20 protein-coding genes are annotated in these 23284 nt (G+C 73.1%); 6 read left to right on the top strand and 14 right to left on the bottom strand.

The genetic code is table 11. The annotated features are described in order from the left end of the window. Positions 1 to 9: 9 nt before the first annotated feature. The 5 genes from DZA62_RS31120 to DZA62_RS31100 form a co-directional block, all read right to left on the bottom strand. On the bottom strand, positions 10 to 858 hold the full coding sequence (locus tag DZA62_RS31120) for a carbohydrate ABC transporter permease (protein WP_408620029.1): 849 nt from the start codon (positions 856 to 858) through the stop codon (positions 10 to 12). Between the two features lie 5 nt (positions 859 to 863). After that, positions 864 to 1766, bottom strand: a complete 903-nt coding sequence (locus DZA62_RS31115; RefSeq protein ID WP_116952859.1) for a carbohydrate ABC transporter permease — start codon at positions 1764 to 1766, stop codon at positions 864 to 866. A 6-nt stretch (positions 1767 to 1772) separates the two neighbouring features. Next, complete coding sequence (locus tag DZA62_RS31110) at positions 1773 to 3110, bottom strand: ABC transporter substrate-binding protein (protein WP_116952858.1); 1338 nt, start codon at positions 3108 to 3110, stop codon at positions 1773 to 1775. Positions 3111 to 3141: 31 nt separating this feature from the next. Further along, complete coding sequence (locus DZA62_RS31105) at positions 3142 to 5259, bottom strand: glycoside hydrolase family 36 protein (RefSeq protein WP_116952857.1); 2118 nt, start codon at positions 5257 to 5259, stop codon at positions 3142 to 3144. A gap of 114 nt (positions 5260 to 5373) precedes the next feature. Further along, positions 5374 to 6387 carry a LacI family DNA-binding transcriptional regulator gene (locus DZA62_RS31100; protein WP_116952856.1) on the bottom strand — a complete coding sequence of 338 codons (1014 nt, stop codon included), beginning with the start codon at positions 6385 to 6387 and terminating at the stop codon, positions 5374 to 5376. 140 nt (positions 6388 to 6527) lie between these two features. On the opposite strand from DZA62_RS31100, the gene DZA62_RS31095 reads away from it, so the two are divergent. Genes DZA62_RS31095 through DZA62_RS31070 form a run of 6 tightly spaced genes read left to right on the top strand, consistent with a single transcriptional unit; the run spans position 6528 to position 12832 of the window. After that, positions 6528 to 7757, top strand: coding sequence for an ROK family protein (locus DZA62_RS31095; protein ID WP_116952855.1), 1230 nt, complete (start codon positions 6528 to 6530; stop codon positions 7755 to 7757). After that, the gene (locus tag DZA62_RS31090) at positions 7754 to 8800 is read left to right on the top strand and encodes a Gfo/Idh/MocA family protein (protein WP_116952854.1); all 1047 of its coding nucleotides are present in this window, start codon (positions 7754 to 7756) and stop codon (positions 8798 to 8800) included. The genes DZA62_RS31095 and DZA62_RS31090 overlap by 4 nt, the downstream gene beginning before the upstream one ends. 9 nt (positions 8801 to 8809) lie before the next feature. Further along, on the top strand, positions 8810 to 10141 hold the full coding sequence (locus DZA62_RS31085; RefSeq protein WP_116952853.1) for an ABC transporter substrate-binding protein: 1332 nt from the start codon (positions 8810 to 8812) through the stop codon (positions 10139 to 10141). Continuing rightward, entirely contained in the window at positions 10138 to 11070 is a 933-nt protein-coding gene (locus DZA62_RS31080) for a carbohydrate ABC transporter permease (protein WP_157988020.1), read from the top strand. The genes DZA62_RS31085 and DZA62_RS31080 overlap by 4 nt, the downstream gene beginning before the upstream one ends. Positions 11071 to 11087: 17 nt before the next feature. After that, positions 11088 to 11888 carry a carbohydrate ABC transporter permease gene (locus DZA62_RS31075; protein ID WP_116952852.1) on the top strand — a complete coding sequence of 267 codons (801 nt, stop codon included), beginning with the start codon at positions 11088 to 11090 and terminating at the stop codon, positions 11886 to 11888. Continuing rightward, positions 11885 to 12832 (top strand): zinc-binding dehydrogenase, encoded by a 948-nt coding sequence (locus DZA62_RS31070; protein WP_116952851.1) that lies wholly within the window; start codon positions 11885 to 11887, stop codon positions 12830 to 12832. The genes DZA62_RS31075 and DZA62_RS31070 overlap by 4 nt, the downstream gene beginning before the upstream one ends. Here the strand turns inward: DZA62_RS31070 and DZA62_RS31065 are convergent. The 9 genes from DZA62_RS31065 to DZA62_RS37735 form a co-directional block, all read right to left on the bottom strand. Beyond that, positions 12757 to 13977 carry an LLM class flavin-dependent oxidoreductase gene (locus DZA62_RS31065; RefSeq protein WP_116952850.1) on the bottom strand — a complete coding sequence of 407 codons (1221 nt, stop codon included), beginning with the start codon at positions 13975 to 13977 and terminating at the stop codon, positions 12757 to 12759. The two genes, DZA62_RS31070 and DZA62_RS31065, sit on opposite strands and share 76 nt — an antisense overlap. A 16-nt stretch (positions 13978 to 13993) precedes the next feature. Continuing rightward, complete coding sequence (locus DZA62_RS31060) at positions 13994 to 15181, bottom strand: SfnB family sulfur acquisition oxidoreductase (RefSeq protein WP_232827654.1); 1188 nt, start codon at positions 15179 to 15181, stop codon at positions 13994 to 13996. Further along, positions 15178 to 16374 (bottom strand): acyl-CoA dehydrogenase family protein, encoded by a 1197-nt coding sequence (locus tag DZA62_RS31055; protein ID WP_116952849.1) that lies wholly within the window; start codon positions 16372 to 16374, stop codon positions 15178 to 15180. The genes DZA62_RS31060 and DZA62_RS31055 overlap by 4 nt, the downstream gene beginning before the upstream one ends. Before the next feature lie 10 nt (positions 16375 to 16384). Then, positions 16385 to 17773: an NtaA/DmoA family FMN-dependent monooxygenase gene (locus DZA62_RS31050; protein ID WP_116952848.1), complete on the bottom strand. Its 1389-nt coding sequence runs from the start codon at positions 17771 to 17773 to the stop codon at positions 16385 to 16387. Then, positions 17770 to 19383: a dipeptide ABC transporter ATP-binding protein gene (locus tag DZA62_RS31045; RefSeq protein WP_116952847.1), complete on the bottom strand. Its 1614-nt coding sequence runs from the start codon at positions 19381 to 19383 to the stop codon at positions 17770 to 17772. Before DZA62_RS31045 ends, DZA62_RS31050 begins: the two co-directional genes overlap by 4 nt. Then, on the bottom strand, positions 19383 to 20225 hold the full coding sequence (locus tag DZA62_RS31040) for an ABC transporter permease (RefSeq protein WP_116952846.1): 843 nt from the start codon (positions 20223 to 20225) through the stop codon (positions 19383 to 19385). The genes DZA62_RS31045 and DZA62_RS31040 overlap by 1 nt, the downstream gene beginning before the upstream one ends. After that, a complete protein-coding gene (locus DZA62_RS31035) occupies positions 20222 to 21202 on the bottom strand; it encodes an ABC transporter permease (RefSeq protein WP_116952845.1) in 981 nt (326 codons plus the stop codon). The genes DZA62_RS31040 and DZA62_RS31035 overlap by 4 nt, the downstream gene beginning before the upstream one ends. Beyond that, positions 21199 to 22863, bottom strand: coding sequence for an ABC transporter substrate-binding protein (locus DZA62_RS31030; protein WP_157988019.1), 1665 nt, complete (start codon positions 22861 to 22863; stop codon positions 21199 to 21201). The genes DZA62_RS31035 and DZA62_RS31030 overlap by 4 nt, the downstream gene beginning before the upstream one ends. 115 nt (positions 22864 to 22978) lie before the next feature. Continuing rightward, complete coding sequence (locus tag DZA62_RS37735; protein ID WP_116952843.1) at positions 22979 to 23068, bottom strand: putative leader peptide; 90 nt, start codon at positions 23066 to 23068, stop codon at positions 22979 to 22981. Positions 23069 to 23284 lie beyond the last annotated feature (216 nt).

Below are 23284 nucleotides of genomic sequence, written 5' to 3'. Positions count from 1 at the left end.
GTGGAGGAGCTACTTGACTGCGCCGCTGGTGATGCCGGAGATGATCTTGCGCTGGGCCACGACGAACACGATGAGCAGCGGCAGGCTCATCAGGACCACGTACATGAAGATCAGGTGCCAGTTGTTGAGGTAGAGCCCGGCGCTGGCCACCTGGAACAGGTTGAGCGGCAACGTGTCCAGCCGGCCGCCGAGCACGAAGAAGGCGTAGAACACGTCGTTCCACACGTAGAGGCAGATGAGGATCGTCGCCGTCGCCAGCACCGGCCGCAGCAGCGGCAGGATGATCCGCACGAACACGGCGAACGGCTTGGCGCCGTCCACCCGGGCGGCCTCCTCCAGCTCCAGCGGGATGGTGCGGACGAACCCGGTGACGAAGAAGATCACCGTCGACAGGTAGATGCCGGCGTAGACGCCGATCATGCCCGCGGCGGTCCCGGCCAGGCCGAGCTGACGCAGCAGCAGGACGATCGTCACGACCGCGGGCGGCAGCACGATGCCGCTGATCGCCGCCGCGTACAGGACGGCGTACCCGCGGCCGGTGCGCCGGGCCAGCACCCAGGCCGCCATCGAGCCGAGCACCAGCACGCCGGCCACCGCCGGCACCATGACCAGCAGGCTCCCCGCGAACGCCGACGGGATCCGGCCGCGGTCCCATACCTCATTCAGGTTCTCCCAGAGCTGCCAGTCCGCCGGCGGCGTGAGATTCGGGCTGAGCGCCTCGCCCTGCGACTTCCCGGCCGTCATGACCACCAGCCACATCGGGATGCCGACGAGCACCGCCACCAGCACCACCGTGACCACCGGCTGCAGCCGCGACCAGGCCGAGCGCTCCCGCGGGGGCCGCCGGCGCAGAGTCACCCCGTTCACAGGATCTCCTCCCGCCGGCGCAGCATCCTGATGACCGGGAACGCGAGCAGCGCGACCATCAGGAACAGCACGAGGCTCATGGTCGTCGCCTGGGCGAACAGGCCCTGGCCGAACGTGCGGTAGATGAAGATGTTGAGGATCTCGGTGGTCCGTGCCGGGCCGCCCTCCGTCGTCGCCTGGACGATGTCGAAGCCGTTCATCGAGCCGAGCAGCGCGGTGGCGACGCTGAACGTCACCGCCGGCGCGAGCAGCGGGAAGCGGATGGTCCAGAACGCCTTCCACGCCGGCGCGCCGTCCATGCGGGCGGCCTCGAGGATGTCCTCCGGCATGGTCTTCAGCCCGGCCAGGTAGATGAGCATCGACAGCCCCATCCACTTCCAGGCGTGGATCAGCGCGACGACGACGACCGTCCAGGTGGTGTCGCCCAGCCACGGCGTCGACACCTCGCCGCCGGCGAAGAACCCGAGCACGTCGTTGAGCGCGCCGTCCGGCTTCAGCAACGCCTGGAAGATGTAGCCGACCGCCAGCGCCGACATCAGCACGGGAACGAAGAACGCCGCCCGCGCGAACCGGTTCAGCGCCGTGTCCCGCTCCAGCAGCACCGACAACGCCAGCCCGAACACGTTCTGGAAGATCGCCACCAGCACCGCGTAGACGAGCGTGATCCGCAGCGACGAGAACAGCGTGCCGTTGCCGGCCAGCTGGGTGAAGTTGTCGAAGCCGACGGCGTTGATCTCGCTCTTGAAGCTCGACCAGTCCGTGAACGCGTAGACGAAGTTGAAGACCGTCGGGACGACGAAGAAGACGGCCAGCACGACCAGTGCGGGGAGCAGGAACCAGCCCGGATGGGTGGTCCGCTCCCGCCGCCGGTCAGCCGCGGGAGCGGGGGCGGGCGCCATCGACCGTCATCCTCCGAGCCCGGCCGCCTGGGCCAGCTGCTCGAACTGGTCCTGGGTGGCCGCCGCGACCTGTTCCGGCGTCATCGTCCCGGCCAGCATGTCGGCGAGGTTGAGGTACAGGTCCGGGTTGGCGACGGCGAGCGCCTGCATGGAGCCGACGGCGTCGGCCAGCGACGCGTGCACGTCCAGCAGCGCCTGCGGGACGCCGTCCGGGCTGGGTACGTCGGTCTTCAGCGAGACGGTCTGCTGGCCCTCGACGAAGCCCTCGTAACCGGGACCCATCCAGTACGCGAGCAGCTGCCGGGCCGCGGCCTCCCGCTCGGCGTCGCCGGTGCGGAACGCGACCAGCGCGTTGCTCTGGTCCGGGATGAACGTGCCGACGTTGCCCGACGGCGAGATCGGGAAGAACCCGATGGTCTCGTCCAGCGTCGCGGTGTCGGCCTTGGCCTGGAGCTGGCCGAAGAACGAGTTGACCTGCACGACCATCGCGGCCTCGCCGGCCAGCAGCGCGTCGCCCTGGTCCTCGAAGGTGGCCGTGACGAGGTCGTCGTTGAACAGGCCCTCGTCGACCAGTCCCTGGTAGGTGGTGATGGCGTCGAGGACGACCGGGCTCTCGAACGTCTCCTCGCCGGCGTTGACGCGGTCCCAGAACCCGTCGGCCGCGGCGTCGGCGAGCTGCACCTGCACCCACCACTGGGTCGCCCAGCGGTCGGCGCCCATCTCGAAGAACGGCGTGACGCCCGCGGCGTCGAGCTGCCGGGCGACGTCGACCATGCCGGCGAAGTCGGCCGGCGGCGCGGTGACGGCGTTCGCCGCGAAGACCTGCTTGTTGTAGTAGACACCCTCGACGGCCGGGCTGGTGATCAGTGCCGCGTAGCGGGTGTCGTCGAGGATGCCGGTCATGTCCCGCAGCTCCGGCTGGAGCTCCTCGATCCAGGGCGCGCCGTCGAGCGGCTGCAGGTTCGTCCGCGCGTTGATGGCGGTGAGCATCGACGCCGTCGGCTGCCAGAAGGCCAGGTCGGGCAGGTCGCCGGTGGCGACGCGGGTCTGGATGCCCTGCTCGTACGGGTCCGGGATCGTCACGACCTCGACCGACGCGCCGGTCTCCTCCTCGAACGCGGCCACCACCCGCTCCGGGACGGTGGTGCTGTTCTGCGCCGCCCAGATGGTCAGCTCGACGCCGTCGAGGGCGGTGGCCGGGTCCGGCCACGCGGCGTCGCCGCCCGCGGTCTCGCCGTCGCCGCCGCTCTCGCCGCCGGACGGGCCGGACGCCGGGTCGCTGCAGGCGGTGGCGGTCAGGGTGACGGCGGCCAATGCCGCCACGAACGTCAGGGATCTCCTCATCGAGCCTCTCCTCGTCCTCGGTACGGATCGGTCAGGTGTCGCGGAGTCGGAACACGCGGGCGGACGGGGCCGGCCCGCCCTCCAGGCGCAGCAGGCCGGCCGCGGCGTCCCACGCCTGCCCCCAGGCGGGCAGCCGCCGCGGGTAGAGCACGTCGATCTCGGGGGTGGCGCCACGCAGGTGCGGCAGCCGCAGCTCGGCGACGTCGTCCGCGCCGGGCCGCCGCCACACGGCCAGGAGGTTGTCGCCGCCGGCCCGCAGCCCGAGGGCCACCCAGCCGTCGGTCCAGCCCGGCAGACCCAGCGGCCAGAACGGGACCGCCCGGGCGAGATCGGCCCGGATCGAGCGGTGCGCGACGACGCCGTCGCGGACCAGCGCGAACTGGTCTGCGGTCATCCGGTTCAGGTGCCCGGAGAGATAGAGCCGGCCGAGCAGCCCGGTGGTGACGGTGAAGGCGATCTCCTCGTCGGTCATCTCGGGCTGTGGGTAGGCCCAGCTGGCCGACTGCTCGGGCAGTACCGCCATCGGCGCCGCCGCGGCGATCGGCGGGTAGCGCAGCGGGTTCTGCTGGTCGCTGGTCGACTGCAACTGGAGCCGGGCGAGCAGCGCGTAGTCCGTCCGCATGCCACCGGACCCGCAGTTCTCCAGCACGAGGTCCGGGTGCCGGTCCAGCACGCCCTCCAGCCAGCGCAGGTGGGCACGGTTGTGCGCCAGCAGCCCGGCGCCGGGGGCGTCGGCCTTGGCGTCGGTGCCGGCACCGGGGTTGATGTTGTAGTCGAGCTTGAAGTAGCCGATGCCGAACTCGTCGACCAGCCGGTCGACGGTGGCGTCGAGGTGGGCGATCGCCGCCGGGTGCCGCAGGTCGAGGTGGTACCGGCCGTGCTCGGCCTGACGGCGGCCGTCGCGCTGGAAGAACGCGTCCGCCGGCAGGCTCTGCGCCAGCGGGCTTCGCACGCCCACGACCTCGGGCTCCAGCCACAGCCCCGGCCGCATCCCGGCGGCGCGGATGCGGGCGGTCACCTCGCCCAGGCCGTTCGGGAACCGGGTCGCCGACGGCTCCCACGCGCCCACGCTGTCCCACCAGGTTCCGTCCTCGTCGTACCAGCCGGCGTCGATGCAGAAGTACTCCGCGCCGGCTCGGGCCGCCGCGTCGACGAGCGGGAGCAGCCGCTCGGTGGTCGGGTCGCCGTCGAGCGTGTTCATGTAGTCGTTGAAGACGACCGGCAGGGCCGCGCGGTCCGGGTGCGGCCGGACGATCGCCCGCCGGTACTCCGTGAGCGCCGCGACGGCCGGCTCGAGCCCGCCGTCGCCGACGGCCAGCGCCGCCGGGACGCTGCGGAACTCCTGGCCGGGCTCCAGCGTGTGCCGCCACTGGTGGTCGGCGTCGCCGGGCCCGTGCAGGGCGAGGTAGACGCCGTCGAGCCGCTCGCCGGCCTCCCACCGCCAGGCGCCGTTGTGCTCGAGCTGGAACGCCCACGCCCGCCCGCTCGCGGTGTCGGCCAGCACGCCGGCCGGCAGGTACTCCCCCGACGACCACGATCCGTGGCTGGCCAGCACCAGCGCGCCGCGCGGGGGCTGGCCGTGGGCGGCGAGGTCGACGTCGGGCAGTCGCCGCTCCCGCAGCGGCCGCCGCTGCCATCGTCCCTCGGCCAGCCAGTCGGTCTCCGCCCAGAGGACGTCGATGCCGTCGGCGCCGCCCGGGCCGGGCCGGAACGCGCCGGTGGCGAGCGAGCTGACCGCGTGCAACGTCACCGGCTCGGACCCGGTGACCCGCACCGTCGTCCACGCCTGGAACGCGGGCACGCCGAGCGGCGCCCGCAGCACCGCGGTCACCAGCAGGCCGGCCGCGTCGTCGGCCTGGTCGATCTCGAGCCGCGTCCAGCCGTCCGCCCGCGTCGCCCGATGCCCGGCGTAGCGCAGCCGCGCGCCGACCGTGCTCTCGATCTGCCGAGGACCCGACCACGTGCCGCCCTCGCCCGCGATCAGCAGCTCGACGAGCGGCTGGGCCGGGTCCGCGGCCGGTCCGGCGGCCGATGCGGCGGCCGGCGCCGCCTCGATCCGGGTGAGCCGGACCGGCCCGCCCGGGTCGGCGGCCAGGACCACGGTCAGGGCGTCGTGACCCCACTCGATGCGGGCGGGCTGCGACGTCATGGGCATCGGCCTTCCTCGGTGCTGTTAACGCTCACAGGTCGAAGCGTTCCGCCGATGATAACGTTTTCAGAATGGGAGTCAAGAGGCCCCGGACGGACCCGCAGGAGCGGCCGGTCAGCCGGCGGAGGGTGGCGGGCCGCTGCTCTCGCGGACCACCAGCCGCGCCGCCGACGACGACGTCTTGGCCGTGTGGCCGGTGCCGAGAAGCCCTCCGAGCAGGGCGAACGAACGCCGGCCGAGATCGGCGAAGTCCTGCTCGACCGTCGTCAGCGCCGGCGTCCAGAACCGGCCCATCGGGTGGCCGTCGAAGCCGACCACGCTGATGTCACCGGGCACCGTGCGGCCGGCCTCGTGCAGGCCGCGCATCAGGCCCATGGCGAGCTCGTCGTTGCCGCACAGGACGGCCGTGACGTCGTCGCGCCGGGCCAGGTCGCGGCCGATCTCGTAGGCGCGTTCCGGATCCCAGCCGGCGTCGAGCACCGGCGGCACGTCGACCCCGGCGCGGGTCAGCGCCCGCTTCCAGCCCGTCGCCCGGCCGGCCCGGCGACCCGAGGTCGGCACCGCGACGTAGTGCACCGTGCGGTGGCCGAGCCCGAGCAGGTACTCGGTGGCCGCCATCGCGCCGGCGGTGTCGTCGAGGACGGCGTGCGGCACGCCGTCGCCGCGCCCTCCGGAGGCCGCGACCACCGGCAGTCCGTCGGGCAGCTGGTGCAGCACCGCCGCGCCGGCGGGGTCGAACTTCAGCACCACCACACCGGCGACCGGATGACTGAGCGCGAGGTCGACGGCCGCCCGCACCGCTCCCGCCTCGTCGGTCTCGATGACGGTGATCATGACGATGAAGCCGGCCAGCCGGGCCGCCTCCTCGATGCCCTGCAGCGTCGTGGCGTAGCCGTAGCGCGTGGTGTTGCTCGCCAGCACCGCGATGACCGACTGCCGGCCGGTCACCAGCGCCCGGGCCGCGCCGTTCGGCCGGTAGCCGAGCTCGCGGACGGCCGCCAGGACGCGGTCGGTGCGCTCGGCACTGACCGGCACCGACCCCGTGATGACCCGCGACACGGTCGGCACCGACACACCCGCGAGACGCGCGACGTCCGTGATGGACGGCGCACGCGACGACCTGGACATATGGCCAGAGCCTACCGCCGTGCCCCCGCCGAGGAGACCGAGCGCACCGGCCGGCCCAGGCACGCCGACATTGGTAGGTTGCGGAACTACTTCGATCGCTTTACGATCGAACTCCACTTCCGGCCAGACGAAGGTGCGCGATGAACGAGGCTTCGACAGCACGAGGGTGGCGCGGTGACGGCGGCGCCGTCGCCAGCGCCGCCGCCGTGGCCGGTGTGATCCGGGCCGCGGCCGACGGCGCGTCCCGGACCGAGATCGGCGCCGTCACGGGGCTGAGCAAGGCGGTCGTCTCCGAGCGCGTCCGCGCCCTCGTCGACGCCGGACTGCTGGAGGAGGCCGGCGAGTTCGGCAGCACGGGCGGCCGGCGCGCGACACGGGTGCGGTTCCGGTCCGATCTCGTGGTGGTCGCCGCGGAGATCGCGATGACGCACGTGCGCGCCGCGGTCGTCACGCTCCCCGGCCGCATCCTGGCCGACGAGAAGCTGCCGCTGTCGATGCAGGAGGGCCCCGAGCGGGTGCTCACCGCGCTGGAGTCGCTGATCGAGCGGCAGCTGGCCGGCGCGCGGGAGTCCGCGGCCGGCCCGCTCGTGCTCTGCGGGGTGGGGGTCGGCATCGCCGGGCCGGTCGAGTTCGCCACGGGGCGCACCGTCCATCCCCCGGTGCACCCCGACTGGCACGACCAGCCGGTCCGCGACCGCCTGTCGGTCCGCTTCGGGGTGCCGGTGTGGACGGACAACGAGGTCAACCTGATGGCGCTGGCCGAGCAGCACCGGGGGGCCGGCGCCGGCGTCGCCGACTCCCTGGTCGTGAAGATCGGCTCCTGGGTCGGCGCCGGCCTGATCTCCAACGGCCGGCTGCACCGCGGCGCGCAGGGCTGCGCCGGCAGCCTGGTCACCACGGCCGGCGGCGACGACATCGCCGCCCGGGCGGAGCTGCTCGCGCTCAGCGGCCAGAGCACGGCGCTCGCCGCCGCGGCGAACGCGGGGCGCCCGGTGACGGCGCAGCTGGTGGCCGAGCTGGCGCAGCTCGGCGACGACGACTGCCGGCGCATCCTCGACGAGGCCGCCGAGGACATCGGCACCGTCCTGTCGGTGCTCGTCGACTTCTTCAACCCCGCGGTCGTCGTCGTGACCGGCGGTGTCGCGAGCGGCGGCGGCGCGTTCCTGGCCCGCATCCGCGAGACGATCTACGGCAGGTCGCTGGCCCTGGCCACGCGCGACCTACGCATCGTGCCGTCGTCGCTGGGCGCCGACGCCGCGATCCTGGGTGCCGCCGCCATGGCGGTCGACGAGCTCACGTCGGCGGCCGGTCTGGGCGACACCCTCGCCCGGCTCGGCACGTCGGCCGCGACCCGGACGGGCGCCGAGTGATCCGCGTCGGCGTCGCCGGCGCCGCGGGCGTCGGGGCCGCTCACGTCGCCGCGCTGCGCCGGCTCGACGGCGTCGAGGTGGTCGCGGTGAGCGGCTCCACGCGCGAGTCCGCCGAGCGGGTCGCCGGCCGGCTCGGCGTCCCCGCCGCCTTCGGGTCGGAGCGCGCCCTCATCGACGCCGGGATCGTCGACGCCCTGCACGTGTGCACGCCCAACGACCGGCACGCCCCGGCGGTCCGGGCGGCGTTCGCCGCCGGCCTGCACGTCGTGTGCGAGAAGCCGCTCGCCACCACGGCCGCCGACGCCGCGGAACTGGCCGTGCTGGCCGCGGCGGCACCCACCTCGTCGACGGTCTGCTACCACTACCGGTACTCGCCGCTGGCCGTCCGGCTGGCTGGGCTGGTGCGCTCCGGCCTGCTCGGGACGATCCACTCCGTCCGCGCGAGCTACCTGCAGAACTGGCAGCTCGGCGCCGCCGCCTCCTGGCGGAACGACCCCGCCCGGTCCGGCTCGTCGCGGGTCCTGGCCGACATCGGCAGCCACGCGCTGGACCTGGTCGAGGTGCTCACCGGGCAGCCGATCACGTCCATCGGCGCCGACTTCCACACGCCGCGCCACGACGTCCTCCGGCCTGGCACCGACGACGTCGCCGTCGCGCTGGCCCGGCTCGGCGGCGGCGGCGTCATCGCGTTGACGGCGTCGCAGGTGTCGCCGGGCCACCTCAACACCATCACGATCGAGATCGACGGCGACGAGGGCACCGCCGCCTGGGAGCTCGGCGACCGCGAGACGCTCGAGCTGGTCCGTACGGCCGACGCGCGGCGGCTGCGCCTCGACGGGCACGCCGACCCGCATCGCGTGAGCCGGTTCTGGCGCACGCCCGTCGACGCCGAGGCCCGGGTCGTCGCCCTCTTCGACGCGTTCTATCGACCGCTGCTCGGCGGCGCCGGCGGCGAGGCCGTCGCCCCGCTCCCCACCTTCGCCGACGCCGCCCGGCACGTCGCACTCGTGGACGAAGCCGCCCGGCCGCTGCTCACTTCCTAGGAGGCAACGATGCCCACCGACACCGCACGCCGGCTCCGCCGGACGGTGCCGTTCCTCGCACTGGCCGCGACCGCCTGCGTCGGCGGCGCCCAGAGCGACGGCGACGGCGAGAGCCTCGCCCTCGGAGAGGAGGCCACCCTGACGATCGTCAGCCAGTTCGGCGACACCCCGGCGCTGCAGCCGGTCCTGGAGACGATCAGCGACGCCTGGGAGCGCGAGCACCCGGAGGTGACCGTCGACATCCAGTACCTCAGCTACGACGACCTGCAGAAGACCCTCCCGACGACGCTGGCGTCGGGGTCGGCGCCGGACGTGTTCGACTACGACGCGTCCGAGAGCACCCTCGGCGTGCTGGCGACGAACGGCCTGGTCCACCCGCTGACCGAGTACGCCGAGCAGTACGGCTGGCTCGACGCGCTGCCGGAGTCGGTCGTCGGCCGGGCCACCTTCGACGACATCTTCTACGCGGTGCCGCGCTCCAGCGAGGCGATCGGCCTGTTCTACAACGAGGCCCTGTTCGCGCGGCACGGCGCACCGCCCCCGGTCGACTACGAGTCCTTCCTGGTCGCGGCGGAGGCGCTGCGGCAGGCCGGCGTGGTCCCGATCGCGTTCGGCAACAAGGACCAGTGGCCGTCCTCGCACCTCGTCGCGGCCGCCGTGCACGCATCCGTGCCGGTCGACGAGGTCGTCGCGGTCGAGTCGCTCGGCGGCGACGGCGTGTACTCGGCGCCGCGGCTCCAGGGCGCCTTCGAGGTCGCCCGCGACTGGGTGGCCCGCGGCTTCGTCACGCCCGACTTCAACGGTGTCAGCTTCGACGACTCGGTGAAGGCCTTCATGAACGGCACAGCCGGCATGCTGGTCGAGGGCACCGGCGTCACTCCGGACATCGTCGCCACCCTCGGCGACGACTCGGACGTGCGCTTCGTGCCGTTCCCGATGATCGACACCTCGCTGCGGCAGCAGGCTGCGGGCGGCGCGGGCGGGTCCTGGGCGATCTCGGCGTCCTCTCCGGTCGCCGACATCGCGGCGGACTGGATCGACTTCGTGCACTTCTCCGACGAGGCCGAGCGGCTCTGGCTGGAGGCCGGTGTGCTGCCGACCACCGGCTACGACGGCGCGGGAGCGGACGTCCCGGCGCTGCTGCGGCAGAACCTCGAGGTCGTGGGGGCGGCGAACGACGGCGGTGGGATCGGGCGCTGGACGGCGTTCAGCTCCAGCCCGCTCGTGACCGACGCCTGGAACGGCGGCGGCCAGGCCTACCTCGCCGGCGACCTCGACGTGGCCGCGTTCACCGCCTCGCTCGACGACGCGCTCGCAGAGTCCCGGAGCAGCACGCCGTGACCAGCACCGCCGCTCCGGTCGCGGTCCGCACCCAGGCGCCGTCACGGCCACCCACGGGCCGCCGCCGGGGGTCGCTGCGCGCGTACTGGCTGGTGCTCCCCGCGCTCGCCCTGTACACGGCGTTCCTGCTGTGGCCGATCGGGCAGACCGTCTGGCTCAGCCTGACCGACTGGAACGGCCTCACCGCCTCGCCCACGTGGACCGGCCTGGACAACTACCGCCGTCTCGTCGGCGACGACCGCTTCTTCGGCTCGCTCGGCAACAACCTGGTCTGGGTGGCCGGCAGCTGGCTCGCACAGGGCCTCGGGCTGCTGCTCGCGGCGGTGCTGTCGGCGAGCTGGATCCGCGGGCGGACGCTGTACCGCACCCTGCTGTTCGTGCCGGCGACGATGGCGCTGGTCATCGTCGGCATCGCGTGGGACCAGATCTACCGGCCGGACACCGGGCTGCTGAACGTCACGCTCGAGAACGCCGGACTGGAGTCGCTGACCCGCGGCTGGCTGTCGGAGTCGGGCACCGCGATGGGTGCCGTCATCGCCACCGCGAACTGGACCTACTACGGGTTCGCGATGGTCATCCTGCTCGGCGGGCTGCAGAACATCGACCCGCATCTCTACGAGGCGGCGGCGCTGGACGGCGCGAACGCCCGGCAGCGGTTCCGGCACGTCACCGTCCCGGGCCTGCGCAACCACATCACGCTGCTGCTCGTCGTCTCGTTCATCAACACGCTGAAGACCTTCGATCTGGTCTACGTGATGACCAACGGCGGGCCGGGCCACTCCACCGAGGTCGTCGCGTACTACATCTACTCGCTGGCGTTCGTCACCCACCGGGTGGGCTACGCCGCGGCCGCCGCCGTCGTGCTCACCGTCATCATCCTGATCATCACCGTGATCTTCCTCCGCCTCCGCGAGCGGGAGCGCCCGTGAACCACAGCCTGCAACGGATGAGCGCCCACACCGCGCTCGTCGTCATGACCCTGGTGTCCGTCGTCCCGCTGGTCTGGATCTGGCTGCAGTCGCTGCGCACGTCGGCCGCGACCGCCGCCGACCCGTTCGGGCTGGAGTGGCCGCTGCGGTTCGGGAACTACGTCACCGCCTGGAACGCGGGCCGGTTCTCCGACTACCTGCTGAACAGCACCATCGTCGCGGCCGGGACGGTGGCGCTGGTGGTCGTGCTGGCGTTCCCCGCCGCCTACGCCCTGGCCGTGCTGAACCCGCGCTGGGCCGACGCGACGTTCCTGCTCTTCCTGCTCGGCCTGATGATCCCGATCTGGTCGATCGTCATCCCGCTCTTCTACCAGCTGCGGTCGCTCGGGCTGGTGAACACCCTGGCCGGCGCGATCCTGATCGAGGCGGCGCTCGGACTGCCGTTCGCGATCTTCCTGCTCCGGGCCAACCTGCGGGCGCTGCCCCGCGAGCTGATCGAGGCCGGCCGCATCGACGGCGCGGGCGACCTGCGGCTGATGTGGTCGGTGGTGCGCCCGCTGGCCGTCCCCGCACTCGGCGCTATCGTCGTCCTCCAGTTCATGACCTCGTGGAACGAGCTGGTCGTCCCGCTGTTCTTCCTGCAGACCGACGACGTCCGGACGCTGCCGATCGGGCTCACGTTCTTCCAGGGCCGCTTCACGACCGACACCGCCGTCCTGGCCGCCGGCACGACCATCGCCTCGCTGCCCGTCGTGATCATCTACCTGCTGTTCAACCGGCAGTTCGTCAACGGACTCACCGCTGGAGCCACCAAATGAGAACCCGCGCCTACCAGCTCACCGCGCCCGGCCGCGGCGAGCTCGCCACCGTCGACCTGCCCGAGCCCGGTCCCGGCCAGCTGCTGCTGCGTGTCATCGCCAATGGCGTGTGCGCGAGCGACCTGCCGACCTGGGCCGCCGCGGCACCGGACGGCCCACGCCGCCTCGGGCACGAGCCCGTGGGCGAGGTCCTCGCCGCCGGTCCGGGCGTGACGATCGTGCCCGGCACGCTGATCGGCGGCCGCATCGCTGCGTCGTTCGCCGAGCACGCCCTGGCCGACGTCGACGACGTCGTGGTCGTCCCGGCGGGCGTCGACCCGGCGATCGCGCTGCCCGAGCCTCTCGGCTGCGTCGCCGAAGGGCTGCGCCGCACCCCGGTCCCGCTGGGCGCGCACGTCGCCGTCGTCGGGCTCGGCTTCATGGGCCTGGTCATGACGCAGCTCCTGCACACCTCCGGCGTCGCGCGCCTCGTCGCCGTCGACCCGCGCGACGACGCCCGGCAGGCGGCGCTCGCCAACGGCGCCTCCGCCGCGCACGACCCCGCGGACCTGCCCGCCGCCGCCTTCTCCGGCGAGGGCTCGCCGGCGCGCCACGGGTTCGACGTCGTGGTCGAGGCGTCAGGCACCCAGGCCGGGCTCGACCTCGCCGGACGGCTGGTCCGCCCGCACGGCGCGCTGTCCATCCTCGGCTACCACCAGGCCACCCGCACGGTCGACCTGCGCACCTGGAACTGGAAGGCCCTGGACGTCGTCAACGCGCACGTCCGCGACCGCGCCCTGCTGCGCGCCAGCACGGCGGCGGCGCTGGAACTGGTGGCCGCCGGCCGCCTCGACCCGGGCCGGCTGGTCACCCACCGGTTCCGCCTCGATCAGGCCGACGAGGCGTTCGAGGCGCTGCGTTCCAAGCCCGCCGGCTTCGTCAAGGCGGTCGTCGACGTGGGCTGAGCGGGCGCCGGCCCCGCGAACGGGACCCGGGCGCTGCCGGCCGGCGTGGCGCCGAGGTCCCAGAGGCCGCGGCGCGAGAGCACCGGACCGACGCCCTCGGCGAACCAGTACGCCGTCTCCAGGTGCGGGTAGCCGGACAGCACGAACTCGTCGATGCCGAGGCGGTGGTACTCCTCGATGCGGTCCGCCACCTCCGTGTGACTGCCGACCAGCGCCGTCCCCGCGCCGCCGCGGACCAGGCCGACGCCGGCCCACAGGTTGGGCGCCACCTCGAGGTCGTCGCGGGTGCCCCGGTTGAGTTCGAGCATGCGCCGCTGGCCCTCGGACTCGCTGCGGCGCAACCCCTGCTGGACGCCGGCGATCGTGTCGTCGCCGATGCGGGCGAGCAGCCGGTCGGCCTCGGCCCACGCCTCGGCGGCGGTGTCGCGCGGGATGACGTGCAGCCGGATGCCGAAGCGCAGCTCGCGGCCCTCGGCCTTCGCGAGCGAGCGGATCCACGCGATCTTCTCCGCGACGGCGTCCGGCGGCTCGCCCCAGGTCAGGTAGACGTCGGCGTGGCGGGCGGCCACGAGCCCGGCGGCGGGCGACGAGCCGCCGAAGTAGATGGGCGGGACGGGGTCGGGGAGGCGGGTCAGCGCCGCGCCCTCGACCTGGAGGTGCTCGCCGTCGGCGTCGACCGTCTCGCCGCGCCACAGCCGCCGGACGATGTCGAGGAACTCACCGGTGCGCGCGTAGCGGGCGTCCTTGTCGAGGAAGTCCCCGTAGGCGCGCTGCTCGTGACTCTCCCCGCCGGTGACGACGTTGAGCAGCAGCCGGCCGCCGGACAGGTTCTGGAACGTCGCCGCCATCTGGGCGGCGAGGGTCGGCGAGATCAGGCCGGGCCGGAACGCGACGAGGAACCGCAGCTTCTCGGTGACGCCGCCCAGCAGCGCCGTGGTGATCCAGGCGTCCTCGCACCACGCGCCGGCCGGCGTCAGCGCGCCGGTGAACCCGAGCTGCTCGGCGGCGCGCGCGATCTGCCCGAGGTAGGCGACGCTGGCCGGCCGGTCGCCGCCCGCGACGCCGGTCGCGGTGCCGTGGCCACCGCCGACGACGTCGCGGCTGTCGCCGTTGGTGGGCAGGAACCAGTGGAACGTCAGGGTCATCGTCAACTCTCCGTGGCTAGAACTGCGGGTGGTTCGGCGGTTCGACGCCGTCGGCGACCCAGCGGCCGAGGTGCTGAAGCTTCCAGGCCGCCGGGTCGTGCAGCGTGTGGGTGCGGGCGTTGCGCCAGTGCCGGTCGAGGTTGAGCGCGGCCAGTGCCGACCGGGTGCCGCCCAGTTCGAACAGCCGGCTCCCCGCCTCGAGCGACGCCCGGGTGGACGCGACCCGTGCGGCGGCCACGGCGAGGCCAGCCTCGCGTGCCGTGTCGGCGTCGAGGTCGCGGTCGGCGACGTCGACGGCCCGACCGGCGGCCTGCAGCAGCGCCTCGGCGGACCGGACGGCCAGCTCCAGCTCACCGAACGCCTGCGCCACCAGCGGGTCCTCGGCGTGCCGGTCGACCCCGGCGTCCGGGTAGGGCCGGCTGGTGCCGCGGACGAACTCGGCGGCCTCGGTCACCGCCGCCCGGGCGATGCCGGTGTCGAGGGCCGCGTGCAGCAACTGCGCGAACGCGCCGTGCACCTGCGGGCCGTCGAACGTCTCCGCGTAACCGGTGACGTGCTCGGCGGCGACCCGCACGCCGGTCAGCCGGACGGTGCCACTGGCCGTGGTCCGCTGCCCGAGGCCGTCCCAGTCGTCCACCACCTCGACGCCGGCGGCGTCGCGGCGGACCCAGGCGACGGCGAGCGGCCCGCCTTCGCCCCGGTGCGCCAGCACGGGGATCCAGTCGGCGAACAGGGCTCCGGTGCTGTACCCCTTCACGCCGTCGAGTCGCCAGCCGTCACCGTCGGGCCGCAACGTCGTACGCAGGTCGCGGGCGTGCCGGGTGCCGGGCTCGGCCTGGGCGTTGCCGAACCACCGCCCGGCCAGCACCTCCGCGAAGAAGAACCGCTGCTGCTCCGGCGTCGCCCGGTCGCGCAGGGCGCGGACGTACACGAAGTGGCTCTGCGGGATCTGCGCGGCGTTGGGGTCGCCCGTGGCGAGCAGCCGGAACACCTCGGCGACGACGGAGGCGGGCAGGGCGGGCCCGCCGTGCGCCGCGGGGACGGTGATGCCCAGCAGACCGCAGGTGGCCAGCGCCGCCACCTCGGGCCCGGGCAGGCGGCGTTCGCTGTCACGGGCGGCGGCGTCCTTCGCCAGCAGGACGGCCTGCTCGCGGGCGACCCGGACGGCGCGACCGGCGTCCAGGACGGGCGGTCGCGCCGTCACGATGCGGTGCCCTCCTTCTCGGCCCGGTCGAAGCCGAGGCCCGGCGGCACCGCGTTGACGTGCCAGTTCCCGACCAGGCGCTCCTTGTAGATGCGCGGGTTGTGCGACGTGACGGTGCGGGCGTTGCGCCAGTGCCGGTCCAGCAGCGTCCCGGCGTCCAGCGCCGAGGCGCTGAGCGCGTCGTACAGCAGCGTCGTCGCCTGCAGCACCAGCTCGGTGACGGCGACCTGCGCCTCGTAGACGGTGACCGTCGCGGCGTGCAGCAGCGGCGCCAGCGCGTCCGCGTCGTGGGTGCCGGCGATCGCCAGATCGGCCACCTCGTCCAGCGGCGCCGCGGCCCGCAGCACGGCGGCCTCCGCGGCGAACGCGGCCGCCGCGACCCGTCCGACGACGGCGAGCACCTGGGCGTCCTCGCGGGCGGACTCGGCGAGGCCGTGCTTGTAGGAGCGGCCGCGGTGGCGGACGGCGTCGACGAGGTCGAGGTGCGCGCCGCGAGCGGTGCCGGCCAGCGTCGCCAGGTGCACGAGCTGGTAGACGGCCTCCTGGTACGGCGCGCGGTCGCGGAACGGGTAGATGCCGACCTCGTCGACGGTGACCTCGGTAAACCGAGCGGTGCCGCTGGCCGTGGTGCGCTGGCCGATGCCGCTCCAGTCGTCCACCACCTCGACGCCGGGGGCGGTGGCGTCGACGAGGGCGACCACGTGGTCGTCGCCGCTGGGCGCGGTGACGCTGATCCAGTCGGCGAACAGGCTGCCGGTGCTGTAGTACTTCGTGCCGGTGAGCCGCCAGCGGCCGTCGTTATCGGTCAGCGTCGTGGTCGACTGACCGGCCGCCGTGCCGCGCTCGGACCAGGCGCCGCCGATCACCGCTCCCCCGGCGATCACCTTGCGCCAGTGCTCGTTGCGGCCGTCGCCGGGTTGAAGGCGGTCCTCGACGAACGCGATGTGGTTGCGCCAGATCTGCGGCAGGTTCGAGTCGGCCGCGCCCAGCCGGATGAGCAGCTCGAAGAACGTGGTCAGGGCGATGCCCCGGCCGGTCCCGTCCGGCGGCAGGCGCAGCGCGCCGAACCCGGCCGCGGCCAGCTCGCCGACCTCGTCACGCGGCAGCACGCGGTCCCGCTCGCGCCCGGCCGCGCCCTCACGGATGCGCTCGAGGATCGGGGTGAACCGCTCGAGCGGGTCTGCGGTCGTCATGACGGCCTCCTCAGGCGGTGGGCACGGCGAGTGCGGGCGCGCGGCGGTACCGCGCGGCGGGGTGACGCTCAGGCAGCCGGTCGCCGGCCCCGTGCACGCGGTCGCGCAGCGTCTCGCCGTCGCGGTAGGCCGGGCGCAGCCGCCCGCGCCGGCGCAGTTCCGGCACGACGTGCTCGACGAAGTCGCGTGCGGTGTCGAAGCTGTGGTGCTGGGTGAGGTTGATCCCGTCGATGCCGACGTCGTCGAGCCACGACTCGATCGCGTCGGCCACCTGGCCGGGGCCGCCGACGGCGAAGAACGGGCCGCGCGACAGGTCGGCCAGCGCGTCGAGCAGCTCGCCGACGGTCTGGTCGCCGCTGAACGGGCCGCGCGACCGGCGCCCGAACGCGTTCTCGCCCGCGACGTCGCGCACCAGGGTGTCGCGCGGGTGGGCGGTCGGGTCGAAGCCGAACCCGCCGTGGGCCAGCCGTCCCTCGACGCTGGAGTACTGCTGGTAGCGGGCCAGCTTCGCCCGCGCCTGCTCCTCCGTCGCGGCGACCACGACTCCGGCGCCGACCACGAACTTCACGTCCCCGGGCTCACGTCCGGCGTCGGCCGCGGCCGCACGCACCCGCGCGATGGTGTCCTGGACGGCCTCGGGCGTGCCGCCGCCGGTGAACAGCGCCTCGGCGTGCTTGCCGGCGAACCGGATGCCGCGCGGCGACGCCGTCGCCGTGATGAGCAGCGGCGAGCGCTGCCGCGACGGCGACGCGAGGTGCGGACCGGCCACCTTGTAGTGCTCGCCCTCGTGGTCGATGGCGTGCACCTTCGCCGGGTCGGCGTAGACGCCGTTCGCCTTGTCGGCGACGATCGCGTCCTCCTCCCACGACCCCTCCCACAGCTTGTAGAGCACCTCCAGGTACTCCTCGGCGATCTCGAAGCGCTGGTCGTGGTCGATCTCGCCGTCGAGGCCGAAGTTGCGGGCGGCGTTGGGCAGGTAGGACGTGACGATGTTCCAGCCGACCCGGCCCTTGGTCAGGTGGTCCAGCGTGCTCATGCGGCGGGCGAACGAGAACGGCGGCTCGTACGTCGTCGAGAACGTGATGCCGAAGCCGAGATGCCGGGTGACCGCCGCCATGGCCGGGACGATCAGCAGCGGGTCGTTCGACGGGATCTGCAGCCCCTCGCGGACGGCGGTGCCGGCGTTGCCGCGGAACGTGTCGTAGGCGCCGACGACGTCGGCGAGGAAGACCGCGTCGAAGCCGCCGTCCTCCAGCAGCCGGGCCAGCTCCAGCCAGTACTCGATGTCGTTGAACCGCTCGCGGTTGTTGCCGGGCAGCCGCCACAGACCGTGCGTGATGTGGCTGACGCAGTTCATCTCGAACAGGTTGAGGATCAGCCGCTTCGGCTCGGTGGTCATGCCACCACCGCCCGCTCCGCGACGCGGCCGGGGATCGCGTCGAGCAGCCGCCGGGTGTAGGGGTGCGCGGGCGCGGCGAACACCGTCCGGGTGGCGCCGTGCTCGACCGCGACACCGTCCTCCAGCACCGTGATCGTGTCGGAGACCTGGCGGACCAGGCTCAGGTCGTGCGAGATGAACACGTAGCTCAGCTCCTGTTCGCGTTGCAGCTCGACCAGCAGGTCGATGATCTGGGCCTGGACGGTCACGTCCAGGGCGGAGGTGGGCTCGTCGAGGACGAGGATCTTCGGGGCGAGCACGAGCGCCCGGGCGATCGCGACCCGCTGGCGCTGCCCGCCGGAGACCTCGCGCGGCCTGCGGTCCAGCACCGTCGCGGGCAGTGCGACGCGGTCGAGGATCTCGCGGACCCGGCGGCGCCGCTCGGCGCGGTCGCGCAGGCCGGCCAGCCGCAGCGGCTCCTCGACGATCCGCGCGACGTCGTAGCGCGGGTCCATCGCGGCGAGCGGATTCTGGTAGACCAGCTGCAGGTCGCCGCCGTGGTGGTTGACGACGTCCGGCTGCGGGTCGAGCTCGCGGCCGGCCACCGTCACGCGGCCGGCGTCGAACCCGATCAGCCCGGCGGCGACGCGCGCGAGCGTCGTCTTGCCCGACCCCGACTCCCCCACGACGGCGTGGATCGAGCCGCGGGTGAGCCGAAGCGACACGTCGTCGACGGCCCGGACGGCGCCCGATCCGCGCCCGAACTCCTTGCTGACGGCGTCGATCTCGAGTACGACCGGCGCGCCGTGGTCCGCGACGCGGCCGGCGTAGCGGTCCGGGTCCTCCGCCGGTGCGTGCGACAGCAGCGTCACCGTGTACGGGTCCCGTGGGTTCTCCAGCACCTGCCGGGTCGGGCCGTGGTCCTTCACCAGCCCGTGGTTGAGCACGACCAGCCGGTCGGCCCGCTCCCGCGCCAGCGCCAGGTCGTGGGTGATGAACAGGACGGCCAGCCCGAGGTCGTGCTGGAGCTCGGCGAGCAGGTCGAGGATCGTCTTCTGGACGGTCACGTCCAGCGCCGACGTGGGTTCGTCGGCGACGAGGATCGCCGGGCGGGCGGCCACCGCGATCGCGATCAGCACGCGCTGCAGCTGGCCGCCGGACAGCTGGTGCGGGTAGGAGCGGGCCCGCTCCGCCGGCTTCTGGATGCCGACGTGGTCCAGCAGCTCGACGACGCGGTCCCGGACGGCCGCGCGCGGCACCGTCCGGTGCACCCGCAGGCTCTGCGCGATCTGGTCGCCGACCCGGACGAGCGGGTCCAGCGAGCTGAGCGGGTCCTGCGGGACGAATCCGACGGACGACCCGTAGAGGCCGCGCCACTGCCGCGACGTGAACCCGGTGACGTCGCGGCCGAGCACCTGGATCCGGCCGCCGGTGACGGCGCCGTTGGCCGGCAGCAGCCCGCCGATGGCGTGCGCGATGGTGCTCTTGCCGGACCCGGACTGGCCGACCAGCGACGTCGTCTCGCCGCGGCGGACCTCGAACGAGACGCCGTGCACGACGTCGGCGACGCCGCCGCGGCCGTGGAAGTAGCCGATCCGCAGGTCCTCGACCACGATCGGGGACTCGGTCATCACAGCACCCTCTCCTTCACGAACTGGCTCACCCGGCTGATCGACAGGACGGACACGGTGATGGCCAGCCCGGGGATCACGACCAGCCACGGCGAGGAGACGACGTACTCGCGGCCCTCGGCGACCAGCAGCCCCCACTCCGGCTCCGGCGGCGGCGCACCGTAGCCGAGGAAGCTCAGCGAGGAGATCCAGAGGATCGCCAAGCCGAACTGCAGCGCGGTGAGCGACAACACCGCCGAGTAGGAGTTGGGGAACACGTGCCTGATCAGCACCTGGCGGCGGGTGCCGCCGAGGTGGTGGCTGGCCTCGACGAACGGCAGCCCGGTGACGGTGAGCGTCTCCGAGCGCATCAGCCGGGTGAACACGGCGACGGACGACACCCCGACGGCGATCGCGGCGTTGAGCGCGCCGAACCCGAGCGCCACCACGACGACCATCGACAGCAGCAGCCCGGGGATCGACAGCAGCACGTCGACGATCCGTGAGATGACGGCGTCGACGAGTCCGCCGAAGTACGCCGCCACCAGTCCGAGCACCGTGCCCAGGCCGAGGCCGATGACCACGGCGACGGCCGAGCCGACCATCGTCCGGACGGTTCCGTGCACCACCCGGGACAGCAGGTCGCGACCCAGGTAGTCGGTGCCGAACGGGTGTGCCGCCGACGGCGACTGCAGGATCGCCGCCGGGTCCGGCGCCAGCGGGTCGTACGAGGTCAGCAGCCCCGGCGCGATGACGGCGACGACCAGCAGCGCCACGACGACGAGGGCCAGCCACTCCACGACGGAGATCTGGCGCAGCCGGAACCGGGTGGTGGTGGGCACGGCGAGGTCGGCGGTCGTCATCCGATCGCCACCCGCCGGCGGACCCGTCGCGGCGCCGCGGCCGCGCGGAGGGAGATGCGCGGGTCGATGACCGGATAGACGAGGTCGGTGAACAGGTTGATGACCACGAACAGCGTGGACACGAGCACCACGATGGCCATGACGACCGGGGTGTCCTGCTCGCGGACCGCCTGCTCGGTGATCAGCCCGATCCCGGTCCGGTTGAAGATCGTCTCGACGATCGTCGCACCGGCCAGCAGGTCGCCGACGGTCAGCGCGGTGAGCGTCAGCGCCGGGATCGAGCCGTTCTTGAGGATGTGCCGTCCGGCGATGGTGGCCGGCGGCACCCCCTTGGCCTTGAGCACGGTGACGAACGGCTCGCCCCTGGCCCGGCTGAGCCCCTGGATCAGCACCTGGGCGATCGGCGCGTTGACCGCGATCGCCAGCGTCAGGGCCGGCAGCACGTACGACACCAGGCCCTGGTCGCGGATCGACGAGACCCAGCCGAGCTGGAACGAGAAGACCACCAGCAGGACGAAGCCCACCAGGAAGCTCGGCGTCGACAGGAACACCGCCGGCAGCGCCCGCACGACGCTGCGCACGGCGGCCACGGGGAAGAACACCGCCGTCAGCGCGATGCCGAGCGCCAGCAGCACCGAGAACAGCAGTGCGAGCGCCGCGAGGGCCAGCGTCTCGGACAGCCCCTGTGCCAGCAGCTCGGTCACCGGGATGCCGCTGACCAGGGAGTAGCCGAGGTCGCCGGTGAAGGTCCGGCCGAGCGTGACCAGGTACTGCTCGACCAGCGTGAGGTCGAGGTCGTAGTACTCGATCAGCGGCCGGACCACCGACTCGGGCAGCGGGTTCAGCGGGTTGGTGATCTTGTCGCGGATCGGGTTGCCCGGCAGCACGAACAGCACCGCGAAGACCAGCGTGTACGACAGCCAGATCACCAGCACCGCCTGCGCGATCCGGCGCGCGACGAACGCGCGCCGGCTCATCCGGCGTCCAGCCACGCGCGCTGGTACTCCGGCAGGCCGCCGTCGGACAGCGTGAACCCGTGCACGTCGGGAGCGCCGACGTAGACCTGCGTGTCGTTGAGGATCGGGATCGTCAGCGCGTTCTCCAGCAGGTACCGCTGGGTCTCGGCGAGGGCGGCCGCCTCGGCATCGGTGCTGGGCGCGTGCAGGCCGGCGTCCAGCAGCGCGTCGAGCTGCGGGTCGGCGCCCTCCAGCTTCAGGCTGTCGGCGCGCGCCGACGAGAAGACGTTCCACAGGCCGTGCGCGGGGTCCGGGTGCGGCCAGCCCGTGCGGGTGAAGTTCACCTCGGGGTCGGCGTTGACCGTCTGGCCGTACGAGCTGTAGTCGGTCTCGTCGATGACCAGTTCGACGCCGAGGTCCTTGAACTGCGCCTGGATGTGCTGGAACAACGCCTTGGCGGTGTTGTCGAAGACGTCGACGTAGGTCTTGAGGCTCAGCCGCCGCCCGTCGCGGACGCGGTACCCGTCGGCGTCGCGCTCGCTGAAGCCGGCCTCGTCGAGCAGGGTGGCGGCGCGCTGCGGGTCGTAACCGATCTCCGCGGACAGGTCGGTGTAGCCCAGCGTGCCGGGCGAGACGACGCTGGTCGCGGCCGACCAGTTCTCGGTGTAGAGGTCCTCGATGATCTGTTCGCGGTCGACGGCCAGCTGGAGCGCCTTGCGGACGTCGGGGTCGTCGCCGGGCCAGGCGTTCTGCCGCAGCGGCCACTGGTTGGCCAGGCCCACCCCGCTGCGCGCGACGACGGTGTAGCCGTCGTCCGCCAGCGCCCGCTCCTCACTCGGCTGCACGTAGCGCAGCAGGTGCGCCTGCCCGGACCGCAGCGTGCCGAGGCGGACGGAGTCCTCCTGCACCGGCGTGATGGTGACGGTGTCGAGGTGCGCCTCGCCCTGGTTGGGCGAGCTCTGCGGCGCCCAGGCGTAGCCGTCGCGGCGAGTCAGCACGTACGCCTTGCCGTACTCCACCGACTCCACCGTGAACGGGCCGCTGCCGACCAGGTTCGTGTAGTCGGACTGCTCCTCGCGGGTCAGCTCGAGCACGGAGTCGGCGAGCAGCCCGGCCGCCCAGCCGGTGAGCGCGCCGAGCAGCGGCGCCCACGGCTGGGTGAGCACGACGGTGACGGTCCGCGTCGCAGGGTCGGCGGTGATCTCCGCCGCGTCGGGGAAGGCGTAGTTCTTCGCCAGCCCCTTCGCCTCGTCGCCGTACACCTGACGGGTCAGGTTCCGCGCGACGCTCTGCGCGTCGACCGGCGTGCCGTCGCTGTAGGTCACGCCGTCGCGGATCACGAAGTCGTAGCGCAGGCCGTCGTCGGAGACCTCCCAGCTCTCGGCGATCCACGGCTCGAACTCCCCGGTTTCGGCGTTGCGGTAGACCAGCCGATCGGTGAGGTTCCAGAACAGCGCCCGGTCCTGCCAGGTGCCCTGTTCCTGGATGAGCGCGGAGATCGGGATCTCCGCGTCGAGGTAGACCAGCTCGCCGCCGCGCACCGGTTCGTCGCTGGCCGCGGCGTCCTCGGTGTCGTCGCTCGCGGCGCCGGCCGAGCAGGCGGCGGCCGCCAGCAGCAGGATCGTGCTCGCGGCGGCGGCGAGTCTGTGCCTCCGGCGGATCGTGGGGGTCGTTGGGTTCACGTACAGCTCCTTCGTCGCAGGCGCCACGGCATGGCGCGGCCACCGGCCAGAACAGGGGAAACACCCGGGTACCGTGCGGATCGGGGTCGGCGCACCCATCGCCGACGCAGCAGGATCAGCAGTGCGAGCAGAGCGGACACAGGGCGCTGGCACTGCGCATCAGGTCGACGGCGAGTCGCCGCACCAGAAGGTCGCCAGCAGTCATGCGACGATATTCCTAGTTACTTGATAGGGATACAATGAAATGTCCGATCCGTGAGACGGGCGTCCCGAAACCGCACGCCGAACCCCCGCCGCGGCGCGGCGATATCACCATGTGGATCGCGGATTGCTTTCCTAGTGGACTAGTAGGAAATTGGATGCAGGCCTGGCTCACCCAGCGGCGCGCGATCGGCCTGACGCGTGTCGGCAGTCGGCCGGC

This window comes from Jiangella endophytica (assembly GCF_003427025.1).
In the GTDB taxonomy this organism is placed as follows: domain Bacteria; phylum Actinomycetota; class Actinomycetes; order Jiangellales; family Jiangellaceae; genus Jiangella; species Jiangella endophytica.
This window is presented reverse-complemented; position numbering and strand designations above follow the sequence as displayed.

Coding starts and splice junctions, on each gene's coding strand:
- DZA62_RS31115 (WP_116952859.1), bottom strand. CDS start 1,766: ATGGCGCCCGCCCCCGCTCCCGCGGCTGACCGGCGGCGGGAGCGGACC.
- DZA62_RS31110 (WP_116952858.1), bottom strand. CDS start 3,110: ATGAGGAGATCCCTGACGTTCGTGGCGGCATTGGCCGCCGTCACCCTG.
- DZA62_RS31105 (WP_116952857.1), bottom strand. CDS start 5,259: ATGACGTCGCAGCCCGCCCGCATCGAGTGGGGTCACGACGCCCTGACC.
- DZA62_RS31100 (WP_116952856.1), bottom strand. CDS start 6,387: ATGTCCAGGTCGTCGCGTGCGCCGTCCATCACGGACGTCGCGCGTCTC.
- DZA62_RS31095 (WP_116952855.1), top strand. CDS start 6,528: ATGAACGAGGCTTCGACAGCACGAGGGTGGCGCGGTGACGGCGGCGCC.
- DZA62_RS31085 (WP_116952853.1), top strand. CDS start 8,810: ATGCCCACCGACACCGCACGCCGGCTCCGCCGGACGGTGCCGTTCCTC.
- DZA62_RS31075 (WP_116952852.1), top strand. CDS start 11,088: ATGAGCGCCCACACCGCGCTCGTCGTCATGACCCTGGTGTCCGTCGTC.
- DZA62_RS31070 (WP_116952851.1), top strand. CDS start 11,885: ATGAGAACCCGCGCCTACCAGCTCACCGCGCCCGGCCGCGGCGAGCTC.
- DZA62_RS31065 (WP_116952850.1), bottom strand. CDS start 13,977: ATGACCCTGACGTTCCACTGGTTCCTGCCCACCAACGGCGACAGCCGC.
- DZA62_RS31055 (WP_116952849.1), bottom strand. CDS start 16,374: ATGACGACCGCAGACCCGCTCGAGCGGTTCACCCCGATCCTCGAGCGC.
- DZA62_RS31050 (WP_116952848.1), bottom strand. CDS start 17,773: ATGACCACCGAGCCGAAGCGGCTGATCCTCAACCTGTTCGAGATGAAC.
- DZA62_RS31045 (WP_116952847.1), bottom strand. CDS start 19,383: ATGACCGAGTCCCCGATCGTGGTCGAGGACCTGCGGATCGGCTACTTC.
- DZA62_RS31040 (WP_116952846.1), bottom strand. CDS start 20,225: ATGACGACCGCCGACCTCGCCGTGCCCACCACCACCCGGTTCCGGCTG.
- DZA62_RS31035 (WP_116952845.1), bottom strand. CDS start 21,202: ATGAGCCGGCGCGCGTTCGTCGCGCGCCGGATCGCGCAGGCGGTGCTG.
- DZA62_RS37735 (WP_116952843.1), bottom strand. CDS start 23,068: ATGACTGCTGGCGACCTTCTGGTGCGGCGACTCGCCGTCGACCTGATG.